We start from the raw sequence: 15,403 nt of genomic DNA, 5'->3' as shown, positions 1-15,403 counted from the left end.
GACTGGCATCAGCGGGCCGCGCGTTTCGCGGCATGGATCGTTGCAGGAGTTAGCCCATGACATTACGATTATCGATATTGCTGTCCCTGCTGTGCGGCGCGCTCGCGCTGCCAGCCGCGCAGGCGGAAGATGCGCCGTATGCCATGCGCGCCGCTTCGGCGCCTGTGCCAGGCGCGCTGGATCTGGCTTTTATGGAGGAGGCGCCGAATCGGAAATTCAAGCGGCGCGTGGACTTGTCCGCCATCACCCGCGCCGACGACCTGGCGGTTGTCAAGGCGGCCATCAATCCGATCGTGCAATTTTTCCAGGTGACAGGGCAGGTGCGCCAGCCTGCGCATGCGATACGCATGGTGACGACCTACAACGGCGAACTGGCCTTGATCAAGCCGCCGCGTATCGATGACTACAATTATCTGCTTGCGCGCCGCTTATGGAACTGGACCGTGCATGACGCACAGACCATCAGCTTGACGGTCGAGTTCGTAGGGCTCAGCAATACTCAGCCCCACTATTCCAACACCTATGTCTTTGTCGAGCGCTACGGCACCTGGCTGTTCGACCGTCACATGCTGTAGTTCAGCGCGTCGTCGCTGGTGGCGAGGTGGCCGTTGCGCTGGCGGCCGGCGTGGCCGTGGGCTTGCCACTATATGGCTTGTCCACGTCATCCGCCGTGGGCTTGCCACGCCGCGTGCGCTTGTCCGTGCGCGCCTTGGCTGGCTTGGCGTCGTGCACCAGCTTGCCCTTGTTGTCGAGTTTGTCGGATTCGTCCGATTGCTGTCCCGGATCATTCGGATTGTTGGTGTGGTTGCCCGTCTGGTTGACATTCGTCGTCGACTGGGCTTGCACCCAGGCGCCGCCGACGGTCATCAGGGTGGCGGCCAGCAAGAGCGCGGCGGTTTTCATGGTGGTGTCCTGTGCAAAGTGTTGATGTGAGATGGCATTCTCACACAGGAGAGCGCCGGCAAGGGTAGGACGCCGCCGCATGGCTGTGTCGGCTAGTTGCTACTGATTATCGGAATTGCTCCGTCGAGATATCGAAGCGCTTGAGCTTGTCGTACAGGGTTTTCTTCGGGATATTCAAGGCAGCTGCCGCATCGATGACGTTCCCATTGTGGCGGCGCAAGGCTTCCTCGATGATGGAAATCTCGAAGGTGTCCACCTGCTCGGCCAGCGAGGCTTCGCGGCAGCCGGCCGGACTCAGGGTGTCGTCGAGCAAGCCCAGCACGAAGCGGTCGGCCACATTGTGCAGCTCGCGCACATTGCCGGCCCAGCGCTGCGCCATCAGGGACGAGATCAGCTCGCCGCTGACGAGGGCGGCCGGCTGGCCATAGCGCAGCGCCGCCTGCAGCACGAAAAATTCGAACAGCAGCGGGATATCCTCGCGCCGGTTGCGCAGCGCGGGCAGGGTCAGGCTGGCCACGTTCAGGCGGTAATACAAGTCGGGCCGGAATTTCCCCTGCTCGGCCAGCACATTCAAATCTTCCTTGGCGGCGGCGATGACGCGGAAATTCACGGATATCAATTTGTTCGAGCCGAGCCGCTCCACTTGCCGTTCCTGCAGCACGCGCAGCAGTTTGACTTGCAGGGCCAGCGGCATGCTTTCGATTTCATCGAGGAACAGGGTGCCGCCGTTCGCGTATTCGATCTTGCCGATGCGCTGGCGCTGCGCACCCGTAAACGCGCCTTCCTCATGGCCGAACAGTTCCGATTCAAAGATCGATTCGGGCAGGGCGCCGCAATTGATGGCCACGAAAGGGTGGTCGCGCCGCTCGCTGAAGTCGTGCAGGCAGCGCGCGATCAGTTCTTTTCCCGTGCCCGTTTCGCCCAGGATGATGATGTCGGCCGACTTCGGCGCCAGGTTCAGCACCAGCTGGCGCACCTTGGCCATGGCCGCGCTGCGGCCCACGATGCGCGCCTCGATGCCGACCCGCTGTTCGAGCTGGCGGCGCAAGTTCATGTTTTCCAGCACCAGGTGGCGTTTATCCAGGGCGCGGCGGCACACTTCCACCAGCAAGTCGGCGGAAAACGGTTTTTCGATGAAATCGTAGGCGCCACGGCGCATGGCGCCCACGGCCATCGACACGTCGCCGTGACCGGTGACGAGGATGACGGGCAGGCTGGCATCCTGCGCCACGGCGATATCGAGCAGTTTCAAGCCATCCATGCCGGGCAGCTTGATATCGCTCAATAAAATACCGGCAAATTCGGGCACCAGCCAGGGCAGCGCTTCCTCGGCCGTGGCGACGGCCGTCACTTGCAGTCCGGCCAGTTCCAGCGATTGCCGGGCGCCCTTGCGCACGACGGCGTCGTCTTCCACCAGCAGCACTTGCATGCCTTCAAAATTATTCTCGTGCATCAGATGTTTCCTTCGTCTCTATCCCCCGGGTCGCAGCTCAGGGTGATGGTAAATTGTGCGCCGCCCCCTTCCTGCGCGCTGCGGTTGCGTACGGCCAGTGCGCTGCCGGCCGCGCGCAGTATGCCTGCGCTGATCGATAATCCCAAGCCCAGCCCGTGTTCCTTGGTGGTATAGAAGGGATCGAAGATCTTGTCGAGCGAGGCCAACGGGATGCCGGGGCCATTATCGGTGATATGCAGTACAGCAAGGCCGCCTTCGCGGCGCACCTGGAACCATATCTGCACGGGCTCGCTTTCCGGCACGGCATCCATGGCGTTGGTGATCAGATTAGTAAACACCTGTTCCAGGCCGATGGCGTTGCACAGCACGATGATGTCGTCTTCCAGCCAGCTTTCATGCAGGGTCAGGCGCTGCGAATGCTTGCGCGTGCGGATTTGCAGCATGGTTTGTGCAAACGCCTGGCGCACGCTGACGGGTTTGCGCGCATCGTCGCTGCGCCGCGCAAAGCCTTTCAGTTGCGAGGTGACATAGCCGAGCCGCTTGACGAGGTCGGAAATCGTCGACAGATTGTCGAGCGCGTCATCGATCTGGCCGCGTGCCAAAAACACCTTGGCATTGTCGGAAAACGTCTGCAGGGCGGCCAGCGGCTGGTTCAGCTCGTGCGTGACGCCGGCCGCCATCTGGCCGATGGCCGCCAGCTTGCCGCTTTGCACCAGTTCCGCCTGGGCATAGCGCAAGGTCTGCTCGGCCCGCTCACGCTCGGCCACTTCCGCCTGCAGGCGGCCATTCGCGTGCACCAGGTCGGCCGTGCGCTGCTCGACCTTGATTTCCAGCTGTTCATAGGCGCGCGCCAGGGTTTGCTGCGCATTGAGTTTGTCGGCGATGCGGCGCCGGCGCTGGCGCGCATACATCAGAGCCAGCAGCAGCAAGGCCCAGCCCAGCGCGGCCGCCATGGCTGCGTTGCGTGCCGCCTCGTTGACCTGGTCGAGTTCGGCCAGCACGGTGATTTGCCATTGCAGCGGGCCAAGAGCGCGGTTCACGGCCAGATAGTCCACCTTGTCGGCGCTGCCGGACAGGGCCGGCGTGTCGCCCGACTGCTGGCGCTCCAGGGTCATCACGCTGGCGCCGTCGGCGAACTGGCGCAGCACCTTGTGCGGCAAAATGGGCAGGTTTTCCTGCAGGAACTGTCGCTGCGCGCTGATATCGTTCTTCGCGGCCGGCGACAGCGGGGCCAGGGTCTTGAACTTGAAGGCGGGTGTGGTGGCCAGGATGATCACGCCATTCGCATCCTTGACCCAGATCTGTTCGCCCGCACCGGGCGTGCGCCACGATTGCTCGATCCAGTCCAGGTTGACCTTGGCGGCGACGACGCCGATGATGCGCCCGTCGCGCAGCACGGGCTGCGAAATGAAATAGCCGGCCTCGAAGGTGGAAAAACCGATGCCGTAGAAGCGGCCGATGCCGCCCGCGATGGAGTTCTTGAAATACGGACGGAAGCCGTAGTTGACGCCCACGTAGGAACTGCGGTCTTGCCAGTTGCTCGATGCCAGGGTCGTGCCCTTGTCGTCGAGCACGTAGACGGCAAAGGCGCCCGCGCGGCGGTTCATGTCGACCAGGTAGGCGTTGATCCGCGTGACTTTGTCGGCGCTGGGCTGTTCCAGCAATTGCGCCACGGCATCGCTCTGGGCCACGGCCAGGGGCAGGAATTCGTATTTATTCAGGGCGCCGCCGATGGACGCCGCGTACAGTTCCGCGCGCGAATCCAAGGTGCGGTGCAATTCATCGAGCTGGCGCTGCTTGACCCAGGCATACGACGCCCACGTCAGCAAGACCAGTGACCCCACGGCCAGCAGGGGGGCGAGCGCGGGTCTCAAGGTCCATTTGCCGAATGCCATGGTGCTCCGTGTGTTTGTTTGTTCAGATGTAACCCCAAAGCGAAGGACTGGGGTCGGACCCTCAGAGGGAATGCGCGCCAATGGCGCGCATTCCGATCCCGAAGGGACCGACCCCGGCCGTTGCGGTTGGGTCAGGCAACACTAATCTGCAGTGCTGGCCATCGTTTCGGCATTGTGATGACGCTGCTGCTCTTCCATCACCATCTCGCCCAGCATGCGCTTGAGGTGGTTGAACTCGGGGGCGCTCGGGTCGCGTGGGCGGGGCAGGTCGATGGCCACGTCGCGCTTGATGGTGCCGGGACGGTAGGTCATGACGATGGTGCGGTCGGCCAGGTAGACCGATTCCTCGATCGAGTGCGTGACGAAGACGATGGTGGTGCCGAAGACTTTCCAGATTTTCAGCAATTCATCTTGCAGGTTGCGCCGCGTCAAGGCATCCAGCGCGCCGAACGGTTCATCCATCAGCATGATGGGCGAATCGAGGGCCAGCACGCGGGCGATGGCCACGCGCTGGCGCATGCCGCCGGACAAGTCTTTCGGGTAGCGGGCACGGAATTCCGTCAAGCCCAGCATGCTCAGCAGCATGTCGACCCGTTCCTTGATCTCGGCTGGCGTCTTGCCGGCGATTTCCAGGCCGAAAGCGATATTGCTCTCGATGGTCATCCACGGGAACAGCGCGTATTCCTGGAATACCATGCCGCGGTCGGGACCGGGCTCGGTGATCAGCTTGCCGCCGGCCAGGATCTGGCCCGACGTGGGCTGCGAGAAGCCGGCGATGGCATTGAGCAGGGTCGACTTGCCGCAGCCGGACGGCCCCAGCAGGCAGATGAACTCGCCGCTGGCGATTTCCAGGTTGATGTCCTTCAGGGCGATGACGTCGGCGCCGCCCGTGGTGAAGATTTTATTGACTGCATTGATATTGATCGTGGTCATGACCGTTCCTCTCAGTGTTCCAGGCCGCGGTGCCACTGCAGCAAATGATTATTCAGGGCATTCATGGCCATATCGATGGCCAGGCCGAACAGGCCGATGGTAAACATGCCGGCGATAATCTTGTCAGACCAGAAGTATTCGCGCGCTTCCAGGATGCGGAAACCCAGGCCGCTGTTGACGGCGATCATTTCCGCCACGATCACGACGATGAAGGCCGTGCCCATGCCGATGCGCGCGCCGGCCAGGATGTACGGCGTGGCCGCCGGCAGGATGACGCGGCGGAACATCGTCATCTGGCTGGCGCCCAGGTTGCGCGCGGCGCGGATGTAGATGCCGTCGACCTGGCGCACGCCGGCGATGGTATTCATCAGCACGGGGAAGAAGGAACCGATGCTAATCAGGAAGAAGGCGGGCGGGTTGCCCAGGCCGAACCACAAGATGGCCAGCGGGATGTAGGCGATCGGCGGAATCGGGCGCAGCACCTGCACCAGCGGGTCGAACAGTTTATAGATGGTCTTGTTGGTGCCCATCAGCAAGCCCAGCGGCAAGGCCAGGCCGGCGCCGATGGCGAAGCCGCCCAGCACGCGCGACAGGCTGGCCCAGGCGTCATGCGGCAATTCGCCGGAGAACATCCACACCAGGTAATTGCCCGCTTCGGGCGTGTACGCTTGCATGGGAATCAGGTATTCATACCATTTCACCAGCACGGCCACGGGCGAGGGCAGGATTTGCGGATTGATCCAGCCGAACGTGGACAGCGCCTGCCAGAACAGCAACACGACCACGGGCACGATGGCACCGTGCGCGAAGCGTTTCATCATTTGAATATTCATCGTGACACTTTCAGATTAACGAGGTGCGTAGGTTTTCTTGGCTTTTTCCAGCAGGTCCAGCTTGACCCAGTCCTTGGCGGCTGGCGGCTTGGCCATGCGGCCCACGCCGAATTTCACCATGTAGTCGGTGGTCAGCTGCACGTGGCTCTGCGTGATGTCTTCCGTGAAGATGGCGTTATCGATGGCATCGCGGTAATCCTCGGACGTGATCTGATTCTTGAACATCGATTCGCGCACGTATTTTTCCGCCAGTTTCGGGTCGGCCAAAAACGCCCGCGTGGCGGCGACGAAGCAATCCATGAAGCGTTGGGCCACGGCCGGCTTTTCCTTGTACATTTTTTCCGTCATCACGAGGGCGCGCACGGGCTCGCCCAGCGGCGTGTCGTAGGGCTTGATGATGGCCGAGCCGTATTTCTTGTGGATCGCCTGCGTGGAGTAGGGCTCGGACTGGCTCATGGCGTCGATGTCCTTGGTCAGCAGCGCCTGGTTCAGGTCGGGATAGCCCATGTACAGGATCTGCACGTCCTTGCCCGGCTTGTCGGACCAGGTCAGCTTGGCCTTGGTGAGTTCGGCAAACAGCAGGATTTCCTGCGGGCCGCCGCGCGTGACGCCGACTTTCTTGCCTTTCAGGTCGGCAATGCCCTTGATGTTCAGGTCGGGACGCCCGACGATCTGCACGCCGCCCTTGGCGAAGCCGCCCACCAGGTACACGGGCAAGCCCGTGGCGCGGCCCGTGATGGCCGCTTCCAGCGCGCTGGCGGAGACGTCGATTTCGCCGGCGATCATGGCCGGCACGATGTCGAGGCCCTTGGCGAAGATGCGTTCCTCGATTTTCAGGTCGTATTTGGGCGCGATTTCCTTCATGTAGGCAACGGCGCCGTAATGGGCGAATTTCAGGTTGCCCAGGCGGACCAGGTCGGCCGCGTGGACGGCGAGCGGGAATTGCGCGGCCAGTGCGACGGCCACGGCCAGTGCCTTGGTGTTCAGGAAGGACGAGATGCGGAAGGTGCTTGCCATGCTGTTGTCTCCAAAAAAGGTAGATGGTTTTTATATTGGGTCAGGCTGCCGCTCTGGTGGCGGTTATGAAAATATAAAAGCATCTTCCGTGCCAGTGGAGCGCATTTTGACGTTTATTGCAAGTGATTGTTTATAAAGGTTTAATTTGATTCTATTGAAAATGGGAAATATCGATATTCCGTCTTTCCGCACGGCGAGGGGAAAACTTGTGCGGATTGCCGCATTCCGGGCGCTGCGCGTGCGGGACGGCATGCGGGTGAACCTTCACGGCGTGGCCGACTCCAATCGTAAAAAAACGCGTTGCAAACAGGCTGGCAACGCGTAACTCCCCCGTGGAGTAGGGGCGGCGCCGCGCGGGCGCCTGATCGATCGCCGGCTGGCGGGTTTATTTCGGCGCCGTGGTGGGCGGCAGTGCCGGCGCGGTGGCCGGATCGGTCAGTGGCGCAGGCGGCGTGACGTGGCCGGGACCGGCTTCCGGCACGGCCGGCGTGACGGGGGCGGGCATCACTTGTGGCGCGGACGTGGGGTTGGGCGCCGTTTCGGGCAGGGGTGCCTCGGCCGGTTTTTTACAGGCGGACAGGGTGACGAGCAAGGCGGCGGCCAACAGGGCAGGCATTTTCATGATGTTTCCTTTGCAAGAGTCGAAGTATCGCGAGGCGGGCGGTGAGCGCCGCGCGCGAAGCTTGAATTTATTGCAATGGAGCTTCCGCTTCTGTTCGCTATTTCACTTTGCGCCATGAATGGGAGCGCAGAGGGGGAAGTACAGCGCTTTTAGATGTCATTTTGAGATGCCGCGAGAGAAAGAATTCACTAGGGCAATATTTTTCACTTTCTTGCTTCTAATGTTCGTTAACGCACAGACCAGGGAAGAGCAGGGTGGCATTCTATGTCCAGACGCTCAGGATTCGTGGTGTTCTGGTATAAAAATTGCCAAGAACTTAACAATCCGGGCTACCGGCAATCGTTTAAAAGGAGTATTCAAATGCATGCAATGACTCAGTCTCACGTGAAGAGCGAATTAAAGGCAGCGCACCAGGAACTTCGTAGCCCCGAAAAAGGCTCGCAAATGGTAGAGCGCGCAGCACCCATCCCCCCGGAGCGCCTGAATCCCATTTCCATGGCACCGATCGAGCGCGTGCGTTCGACGTCGGCCACCCTGCGCCGCATCGAAAACATGCAAAAACTGATCGGCGAATTGTCGCTGCACGAGATGCTGGCCGATGAAATCGCCTGGTTCCTCAAGTTTTCGCCATCGGGCGCCCGCAAATACATCCGCGACTTGCGCGAAGCGGGCGTGATCGAACTGGCCCGCTACATCGAAGGCACCGCCACCTACCTGGGCAAGGCAGTGTACCAGCTGACGCCGGACCCTGAGCGTGTGCGCGCCTTCCTGGCCGCCATCGTCCAGCCGAAACGCGAAGGCGCGCCACCGCGCAAGGACCGTCCCGGCCTGCGCGAGCAAAGCATGGCAGGCAGCGGTCGTCACTTCCACATCCTGGCCGATGACACGCATTACGCGATCCGCGTCAACCGCGGTCCCGTGACGCGCGATCCGCTGGTGGCGGCATTGTTTGGAGCGCCACAGCAAAAATCGGCCGAATAACACCTGACCAAACCTACTGCGCGTCGGGATAGGCAGCCTGCGATGCTCACCGTACCTTCGTACGGTTGCGCTTCTTAGCCACCTCTCCCTTCCGCTCGCTACGGTTTTGTCAGGCGTTGTGACGTAATAGAAGCCGGGTTGCAACCCGGCTTTTGGCGTTCAGGCAGGCCGTTTCACGTAGTCTGATTGAAAAGACTGCAAGCATCCCCATGTGGGCTGGACTGCTGCCCGCAACGCGCGGGTCCACTTGAAGGAGCTTGTCCTTGTCTGCCTACGCCGTGTTCTCCTGCCCCATCGCCTTCATTGTCCTGAAGCGGGCCGCCGCATGAATCCGCTGCTGTGGATCGCCCTCGTCACGGCCGCCATCGTCTTGTCGCTGTGGTTTCCCCGCTGGCGCTTGAAGCGGGCCTTGGCCCGGCCCTTGCCGGCCGAAGGCCTGGCCGTGCTGGAAAAGAATATTCCCGTGTATCCCCGCATGCCGGCCCCGCTGCAGGAGCAGTTGCGTCGTCTCGTCGTGCAATTTCTGTACCAGAAGAAATTTGTCGGCTGCGGCGGCCTGGAGATCACGGACGAGATGCGCTATACCATCGCCGGCCAGGCCTGTTTGCTGCTGCTCAATCGCCAGACGCAGGTGTATCCCGAGCTCGACACCATCCTCGTGTATCCCACGGAATTCATCGTCAGGCGCAATGAAGTGGGGCCGGGCGGCGTGGTCACGCCATCGGCCAACGGTTTGTTGGGCGAATCCTGGGGCGATGGCCGCGTGGTGCTGGCCTGGGATCACGTGCAGCGGGGCGCCGCCGACTGGACCGATGGCCACAACGTGGTACTGCATGAATTCGCCCACCAGCTCGACAGCGAATCGGGCGCCGCGAATGGCGCGCCGTACCTGCCCAGCGTGTCGAGCTACCGCAGCTGGGCCACGGTGCTGTCGCGCGACTTCGACAACCTGCGCCATGACGCCATGCTCCAGCAGCAAAGCGTGATGGACCATTACGGCGCCACGAATCCCGCCGAATTCTTTGCCGTGGCCACGGAAACCTTCTTTGAAAAGCCGTACCAGATGGCCGAGCACCATGAAGAACTGTATGCGCAATTCTTGCAGTACTACAAGGTCGACCCGCGCGACTGGATGGCGCCGCCTGTGGAACCCGAACACATGGCCTCGCCATTTCCCAACTTTGCCCGGCACTGGTAAGCGGGGATTTCAGCCCAGCAGCCGTTGTTTCAGTGCGGGATAGCTGCTGCGCGAGACGGGGATGCCCGTGCTGGTTTGCGTGTCGAGCGCGTATTTGCCGCCCGCGCCGATCTGCAGCCGCTTGAAGCCGAGGCTGTTGACGATATAGGAGCGGTGCACGCGCAGGAAGTGGGGCGGCAGCAGGGCCATGAGCTTGTCGATAGGCAAGTCATGAAAGCACTGTTCGCCGCTGCGCAGCACGATATTGCTGTAGTGGCCATCGGCTTGCACGTGGTCGATCTCGGCCATGGCGATCCATTCCAGCGCACCCCGTTTCTTGATGGCCAGCGAGGCCGCTTGCGTCTGTCGTTCCGTATAGCGCTGCAGCGCCTTGTGCAGCCGTTCGCGGCTGAAAGGCTTGGCAACGAAGTCGAGCACGCCAAACTCGAAGGCCGTGATCGAGCGTTCCGCATGGGCCGAGATGATGATGGTCTGCAACGGGGCCTTTTGGACCAGGCGCAGCAGGTCATAGCCGTCGGCGCCGTGCAAATTCAAATCCAGCAGCAACAAGTCGACCTGCTCTTGGCCCTGCTCCCGCGCCAGGGCGGCCAGGGCTTGCGGCACATTGTCATGCAGCGCCAGCGCCGTCAGGCGCGCACCGAAATGCGCGCGCACCTCGCGTTCGAGGCCTTGCGCGATCAACGGTTCATCTTCCAGTATCAACACATTCATGGCGCCGCCGGCAAGGTAAAGGTGAGACGCCAGCCTGCCTGATGCTGTTCGCTGGCATAGTGGGCCGCATCGCCGAACACGGCGTGCAGGCTGGCGCGGATGTACTGTTCGCCCACGCCGCCGCCCGCATGGGCGCGCGCTTCGCCTTCGGGCAGGACCAGGGTGAGCACTTGCGTTTGCGCAAGCCTGGCGCTGCGCAGCACGAAGAGGGCGCCGTGGCGGTAGCGGTTATGGCTGAACGCATTTTCCAGTGCCGTCAGCAGGATGGCAGGCGGCACGGTGACGCCCGCCGCCTCGCCATCGAGCTGCAAACGGCACGGCTGCTGCAGCCGCGTGCTCATGATGCTCAGGTAATTCTGGCACAGGGCCAGTTCCTGCGTCAGGGCAATGCTCGGTTGCTGCGCAAACTCGTTGAGCATGCGCAACTCGGCGCCCAGTGCCTCGACGAAGGTTTCGGCCGCCTGCGGCGATTGCGCATTGAGTTCGCCGATCAGGCTCAAGGAATTCATCAGGAAATGCGGTTGCATGCTTTTGCGCAAGAGCTGGTTTTCCAGCTGCCGGGCGCGCGCGGCCTTGCCGCGTTCGCTCAACAGCTGCGCCAGCAATTGCGCGCACAGGGGCAGCAGCAAGAAGCACACGACGAGGGCGAAACCGCCTTCGGCAAACTGGCTGCCCGTCAGCAGGAACAGGGCGCATGAGGCCAGCGCGATCAAGGTGCCGCCGCGGCTGCCCGGCAAGCGGCGCCACAGGGCGCCCAGGTTCAGCAGCAGGCTCGCTGCCAGGCCCGTTAAAAACATCAGCCAACAGCGCGTGTCGAAATGCGCGGGCAGCGCGCCGGCCAGCGCGATGCACGCCAGCAACACCGCCGCCGCCAGCGGCCAACGGGGCAGGCGGTACGCCGTATAAAAATACAGGGGCAGCAGGGTGGAAAACAGCCAGGTCAGGGCGCTGACGGCGTACAGGCGCGGCAAGTGCCAGGGGTAGGCGTAACCGGTCACGCTGCGCCAGAGTTCCACCACCAGCAGCAGCGTCGCCACCAGGCACAGCGCGGCAAACATGGCCCAGTGCCGCTGCCGCTGGTACAGCACCGTCAAGGCGAGGAAGAGCAGGGCGACGGCGCCCAGCGCCCCGGCCAGCAGCAGCGGCGGCAGCCGGTACCAGGCCAGCGCCGCGCGGTGGTCTTGCCGGTCGATCAGGTACAGCGCATACAATGGCGACGCCAGGCGGGCCGGCGCCTGCTGCGTCGACAGCAGCAGACGCAGATGGTGCTTGCCGACGGTCAATTGCTGTGGCGTCAGGTGGATGGCGAAATCGATGTCGCCCGCGCGCTCCCCGCTGGCCTGGCGGGCCGGTTGGCCATTGCTGCCGATCAAGTGGCCATCCAGCCACAGCTCGCTGGAAGCCAGCGCCGACAGCACCAGCAGCTGCGTCGATGGTGGCGTGGCGGCCAGGGTGACAGCGCGCTCGACGCACAGCAGCTGTCCCGGCCGGAGCAACTGGTGCAGCGGGGCGGCGGGCGCGGCGGCACTGGCGCCGCAGGCGCGCCAGCCCTCGTCCAGCGATAGCCGGTCCATGCCCATGGCAAAACAGGGCAAGGCCAGGCAGCAAGCGAGGCAGTACCGCAGCAGGTAGCGGAAGAGGGAGGACATGGCGGGCATTGTAGCTGCTCATTTGCCAACCCTTTGCAACATTTTCATCAACTTCGGTGCCATTCGTGCCGGCCACGTGCATTTCGTGCACGGCCCGCCAAAAGTGTGTAAAAGACACTTACCATGCATCAGCGCCGCGCTGTGCACACAGCCCTCACCATGGAATAATGACTATGCAAAGCAGCAAATACTACGCTTTCGCCGGCGCGCTGGCGCTGTTCTGCGGCGCGGCGCAGGCCGCCCCCTCATCTGTTCCCGCTTCTGTTCCCGCTCCCGCGCTGGCCGCGCGCCTGGCGGACTTCGACGGCTGGGTCGCCCGGCGCATGGGCACGCAGCGCATCCCGGGCGTGACCGTCGGTTTCAGCCAGGGCGAGGTGGAATGGGTAAAAGGCTATGGCTATGCGGACCTGGAAAACCGCGTGCCGGCCACGGCCCGCTCCAGCTACCGGCTGGCGTCCGTTACCAAGCCCATGACGGCGGTGGCCATTTTGCAACTGGTGGAACAGGGCAAGGTCGACCTCGATGCGCCCGTGCAAACCTATGTGCCGTATTTCCCCGTCAAACCGTTTCCCGTGACGGTGCGCCAGCTGCTGGGCCACCTGGGCGGCATCGATGCCTACCGCGACAGCAAGGCGGAACAGCATTTCAAGGAGCACAAGGATACGCGCCAGTCCATCGCCGTCTTCGAACAGTTCGACCTGATCGCCGAACCGGGCACGCGCTTCCGCTACACCAGCTATGGCTACAACTTGCTGGGCGCCGTCATCGAGGGTGCCTCGGGCGAAAGCTATGGCGGCTACATGCGGCGCCACGTATGGGGGCCGCTGGGCATGGACGCCACCGTCATGGACGACCCGGATGCCGTGATTGCCGATCGCGTGCGCGGCTACCGGCTGGCCGGCAAGGAATGGAAGAATTCGGAATTCGTCGACATCAGCAGCCGCTTTTCGGCTGGCGGCACGCGCGCCAGCGTGCCCGACATGCTGGCGTTTGGCAGGGGCGTCCACGCAGGCAAGATCTTGTCGGCCGCCAGCGTGGCCGCCATGGTGCAGCCGATGGCCACGCGCGCGGGCCGCTTGACGCACTATGGCATGGGCTGGGAAGTCCTCCCGACGGGCGGGCGCTACGCCATTGCGCACAGCGGCCAGCAGCCGGAAACCGTCACCTATCTGGTCAGCTTTCCTTCGCGCAAGCTGACCATTGCCGTCGCCGCCAATCTCGAACGCATCAATCCGGAAGCGTTCGTGCAGCGCCTGTTCGAGGTGGTCACGGACGAACCGTGGCAGCTGCACACGTATATCGCCGATGCGGGCGCGCAGCGCGCTTACCAGGTGGCGCAAGGCCTGTTCGAGGAAGGCATGGCCTACGCCGAGCGCACGGATCAAGCGTATGCCGATGCGGCCGCCACGCGAGTAGCCTTTACCCAAATCAACGGGCAAGCGCTGACGCCCGATGCCACGGCGGCGCGCGCCTACATCGAGGCGGCCCGCCATCCCGCAGGCGGCTGCGTTTTCCTGGCGGCTGGCGCCAGCATGGCCGGGGCGCTGCGCCGGTCGGGCATCGACCTGAACACCTACTCGCGCGGCGGCGCGCTGGCGTTTGCCCGCGACTATATTCTGTTGTCACAAGGCACAAAGGCGGGCGCCTTGCCCCGCTTCGCCCCCGCCTTCGAGCAAGCCATCGTGACCCTGGCCGCCAGCTGGGACCGCACGGCCGCCATCGCCTGGCCGATGGGGCCTGTGCGCATTCCTGAGCTGGATAGGAAGCTGCGCGCCGCTTTCCACGGCCAGCGTGCGTATCCCGATTTCGTGTCCGAGCTGCAGGAGCTGGCGCAAGCCTCGGCCGCGCGCGGCGAGACCGAGGCGGCGCTGGCGGCCAGCCGCCTGGCCGTGGAACTGTATCCGCTCAGCGACGGCGCGCATGCGCTGCAAGGCTTGACCTTGCTGGGTGCCGGCAAGTGGGAAGCGGCCCTGGCCGCCCTGCGCCTGGCGCTGGCCCGCGACCCGCTGGGCGCGGCCAGTCCGGCGGCGCTGAACCTGGAAGCCTACCGTTTGAAAGGCAGCGGCGCCGTGGCGCAAGGCATGGCCGTGCTGCAGGCGGCCGTGAGCCTGCATCCGCAGAACGCGAATCTGCACGACAGTCTGGCCGAGTTTTATGTGGAGCAAGGCTTGCGTCCGCAGGCGGTGGCAGCCTATCGCCAGGCGCTGCAGCTCGACCCCAGCTATCCGGGCGCCGAGGGGGCCAAGGCGGCGATCATCCGCCTTAGATGAATTCTTTATAAGTAAGGCTGAAAAGATTCCTTTTTGGAAATAAGGGCGCTGCGGTCTAATGGCGGCATTCATTATCCACCAGAGGAATCCCATGCAGACCCGCCTTCATTTCGCCGCCCTGTTATTTACCAGCATCGCTTTCACGCAGGTGGCGCAAGCGGACCAGCTGGCCACCATCAAGGCGAAAGGCGAGCTGGTCTGCGGCACCCTGGGCACGGACGAACCAAACAGTTTTATCGACGCCAAGTCGCGCCAGCTGGTCGGCTATGAAGTGGACCTGTGCCGCGCTATCGCCCAGGGCCTCGGCGTCAAAGCGGTCGTGAAACAGCTGGCCGTGGCTGCCCGCATTCCTGAATTGCAGCAGGGGCGCATCGACATCCTGACGGCGTCCCTGACGCACAACAAGGAACGCGAAGCGCTGATCGATTTTTCCCTGTCCACGTTTTACACGGGCCAGCGCGTGCTGGTCAAAAAAAGCAGCAATATCACGACGGTCGCGGGCCTGGCCGGCAAGAAAGTGCTGACCGTCAAGGGCGGCACGCAGGAACCGAACATCCGCAAGGCCGTGCCCGGCGTGGATGTGGTGACATTCGAGACGGCGGGCCAGGCCTATTTGGGCTTGCAGCAAGGCAAGGGCGTCGGCTATGTCGACGATGAAGTCTCGCTGCTGAACAACTACGCCAAGCTGGGCACCGCGCAAAAAGACTACCTTGTGCTGCCGCAAAACATCAGCCAGGAAGTGTTTGCCTTCGGTATACGCAAGGGTGAGAAGGGCGTGAAAACAGCCGTCGACCAGGTGCTGCGGGGACTGGAAAAATCGGGCGAGGCGGAAAAATTGTTTTTCAAATGGTATGGCCCGACGAGCAATGTGAAATTTGAAAAACGGACTTTCAAGATCGAATCGGACAAGATCGACGCCTGAACCTTACCTGACGCTT

The 15,403-nt window shown here is 62.9% G+C and carries 16 protein-coding genes; 7 read left to right on the top strand and 9 right to left on the bottom strand.

Annotated features, from left to right (window positions below):
* Positions 1 to 56 precede the first annotated feature (56 nt).
* Positions 57 to 575 (top strand): hypothetical protein, encoded by a 519-nt coding sequence (locus KY494_RS08645; RefSeq protein WP_219890632.1) that lies wholly within the window; start codon positions 57 to 59, stop codon positions 573 to 575.
* A 1-nt stretch (position 576) separates the two neighbouring features.
* On the opposite strand, the gene KY494_RS08640 is transcribed toward KY494_RS08645, so the two are convergent.
* From KY494_RS08640 to KY494_RS08615, 6 genes are all read right to left on the bottom strand, one after another.
* Entirely contained in the window at positions 577 to 903 is a 327-nt protein-coding gene (locus KY494_RS08640; protein WP_219890631.1) for a hypothetical protein, read from the bottom strand.
* Between the two features lie 106 nt (positions 904 to 1,009).
* Complete coding sequence (locus KY494_RS08635; protein ID WP_219135677.1) at positions 1,010 to 2,356, bottom strand: sigma-54 dependent transcriptional regulator; 1,347 nt, start codon at positions 2,354 to 2,356, stop codon at positions 1,010 to 1,012.
* Positions 2,356 to 4,251: an ATP-binding protein gene (locus KY494_RS08630; RefSeq protein WP_219890630.1), complete on the bottom strand. Its 1,896-nt coding sequence runs from the start codon at positions 4,249 to 4,251 to the stop codon at positions 2,356 to 2,358. The genes KY494_RS08635 and KY494_RS08630 overlap by 1 nt, the downstream gene beginning before the upstream one ends.
* A 141-nt stretch (positions 4,252 to 4,392) precedes the next feature.
* Positions 4,393 to 5,184, bottom strand: a complete 792-nt coding sequence (locus KY494_RS08625; protein ID WP_141172357.1) for an ABC transporter ATP-binding protein — start codon at positions 5,182 to 5,184, stop codon at positions 4,393 to 4,395.
* 11 nt (positions 5,185 to 5,195) lie between these two features.
* On the bottom strand, positions 5,196 to 6,005 hold the full coding sequence (locus KY494_RS08620; RefSeq protein ID WP_373917182.1) for an ABC transporter permease: 810 nt from the start codon (positions 6,003 to 6,005) through the stop codon (positions 5,196 to 5,198).
* 27 nt (positions 6,006 to 6,032) lie between these two features.
* Positions 6,033 to 7,034, bottom strand: coding sequence for an ABC transporter substrate-binding protein (locus tag KY494_RS08615; RefSeq protein WP_219135675.1), 1,002 nt, complete (start codon positions 7,032 to 7,034; stop codon positions 6,033 to 6,035).
* Here KY494_RS08615 and KY494_RS08610 point away from each other — a divergent pair.
* Together KY494_RS08610 and KY494_RS08605 are read left to right on the top strand one after the other, a co-directional pair.
* Complete coding sequence (locus KY494_RS08610) at positions 7,033 to 7,170, top strand: hypothetical protein (protein ID WP_219890629.1); 138 nt, start codon at positions 7,033 to 7,035, stop codon at positions 7,168 to 7,170. The genes KY494_RS08615 and KY494_RS08610 overlap by 2 nt on opposite strands.
* Before the next feature lie 24 nt (positions 7,171 to 7,194).
* Positions 7,195 to 7,359, top strand: a complete 165-nt coding sequence (locus KY494_RS08605; RefSeq protein ID WP_219890628.1) for a hypothetical protein — start codon at positions 7,195 to 7,197, stop codon at positions 7,357 to 7,359.
* Positions 7,360 to 7,419: 60 nt separating this feature from the next.
* Here KY494_RS08605 and KY494_RS08600 read toward each other — a convergent pair whose 3' ends face one another.
* Positions 7,420 to 7,656: a hypothetical protein gene (locus KY494_RS08600; protein WP_219890627.1), complete on the bottom strand. Its 237-nt coding sequence runs from the start codon at positions 7,654 to 7,656 to the stop codon at positions 7,420 to 7,422.
* Between the two features lie 444 nt (positions 7,657 to 8,100).
* Here KY494_RS08600 and KY494_RS08595 point away from each other — a divergent pair, with 444 nt between their 5' ends.
* Entirely contained in the window at positions 8,101 to 8,637 is a 537-nt protein-coding gene (locus tag KY494_RS08595; RefSeq protein ID WP_099760033.1) for a winged helix-turn-helix domain-containing protein, read from the top strand.
* Between the two features lie 325 nt (positions 8,638 to 8,962).
* Positions 8,963 to 9,835, top strand: coding sequence for a zinc-dependent peptidase (locus tag KY494_RS08590; protein WP_219890626.1), 873 nt, complete (start codon positions 8,963 to 8,965; stop codon positions 9,833 to 9,835).
* A gap of 9 nt (positions 9,836 to 9,844) precedes the next feature.
* Here KY494_RS08590 and KY494_RS08585 read toward each other — a convergent pair whose 3' ends face one another.
* Positions 9,845 to 10,546, bottom strand: a complete 702-nt coding sequence (locus KY494_RS08585; protein WP_219890625.1) for a LytTR family DNA-binding domain-containing protein — start codon at positions 10,544 to 10,546, stop codon at positions 9,845 to 9,847.
* Positions 10,543 to 12,195 carry a histidine kinase gene (locus KY494_RS08580; RefSeq protein WP_219890624.1) on the bottom strand — a complete coding sequence of 551 codons (1,653 nt, stop codon included), beginning with the start codon at positions 12,193 to 12,195 and terminating at the stop codon, positions 10,543 to 10,545. Before KY494_RS08580 ends, KY494_RS08585 begins: the two co-directional genes overlap by 4 nt.
* Before the next feature lie 173 nt (positions 12,196 to 12,368).
* On the opposite strand from KY494_RS08580, the gene KY494_RS08575 reads away from it, so the two are divergent.
* Positions 12,369 to 14,465, top strand: a complete 2,097-nt coding sequence (locus tag KY494_RS08575; RefSeq protein ID WP_219890623.1) for a serine hydrolase domain-containing protein — start codon at positions 12,369 to 12,371, stop codon at positions 14,463 to 14,465.
* Between the two features lie 91 nt (positions 14,466 to 14,556).
* Positions 14,557 to 15,387 (top strand): transporter substrate-binding domain-containing protein, encoded by an 831-nt coding sequence (locus KY494_RS08570; RefSeq protein ID WP_219890622.1) that lies wholly within the window; start codon positions 14,557 to 14,559, stop codon positions 15,385 to 15,387.
* Positions 15,388 to 15,403: the final 16 nt, after the last annotated feature.

Origin of the sequence: Janthinobacterium sp. PAMC25594 (genome assembly GCF_019443505.1) — a bacterium.
Classification (GTDB): domain Bacteria; phylum Pseudomonadota; class Gammaproteobacteria; order Burkholderiales; family Burkholderiaceae_D; genus Janthinobacterium.
This window is presented reverse-complemented; position numbering and strand designations above follow the sequence as displayed.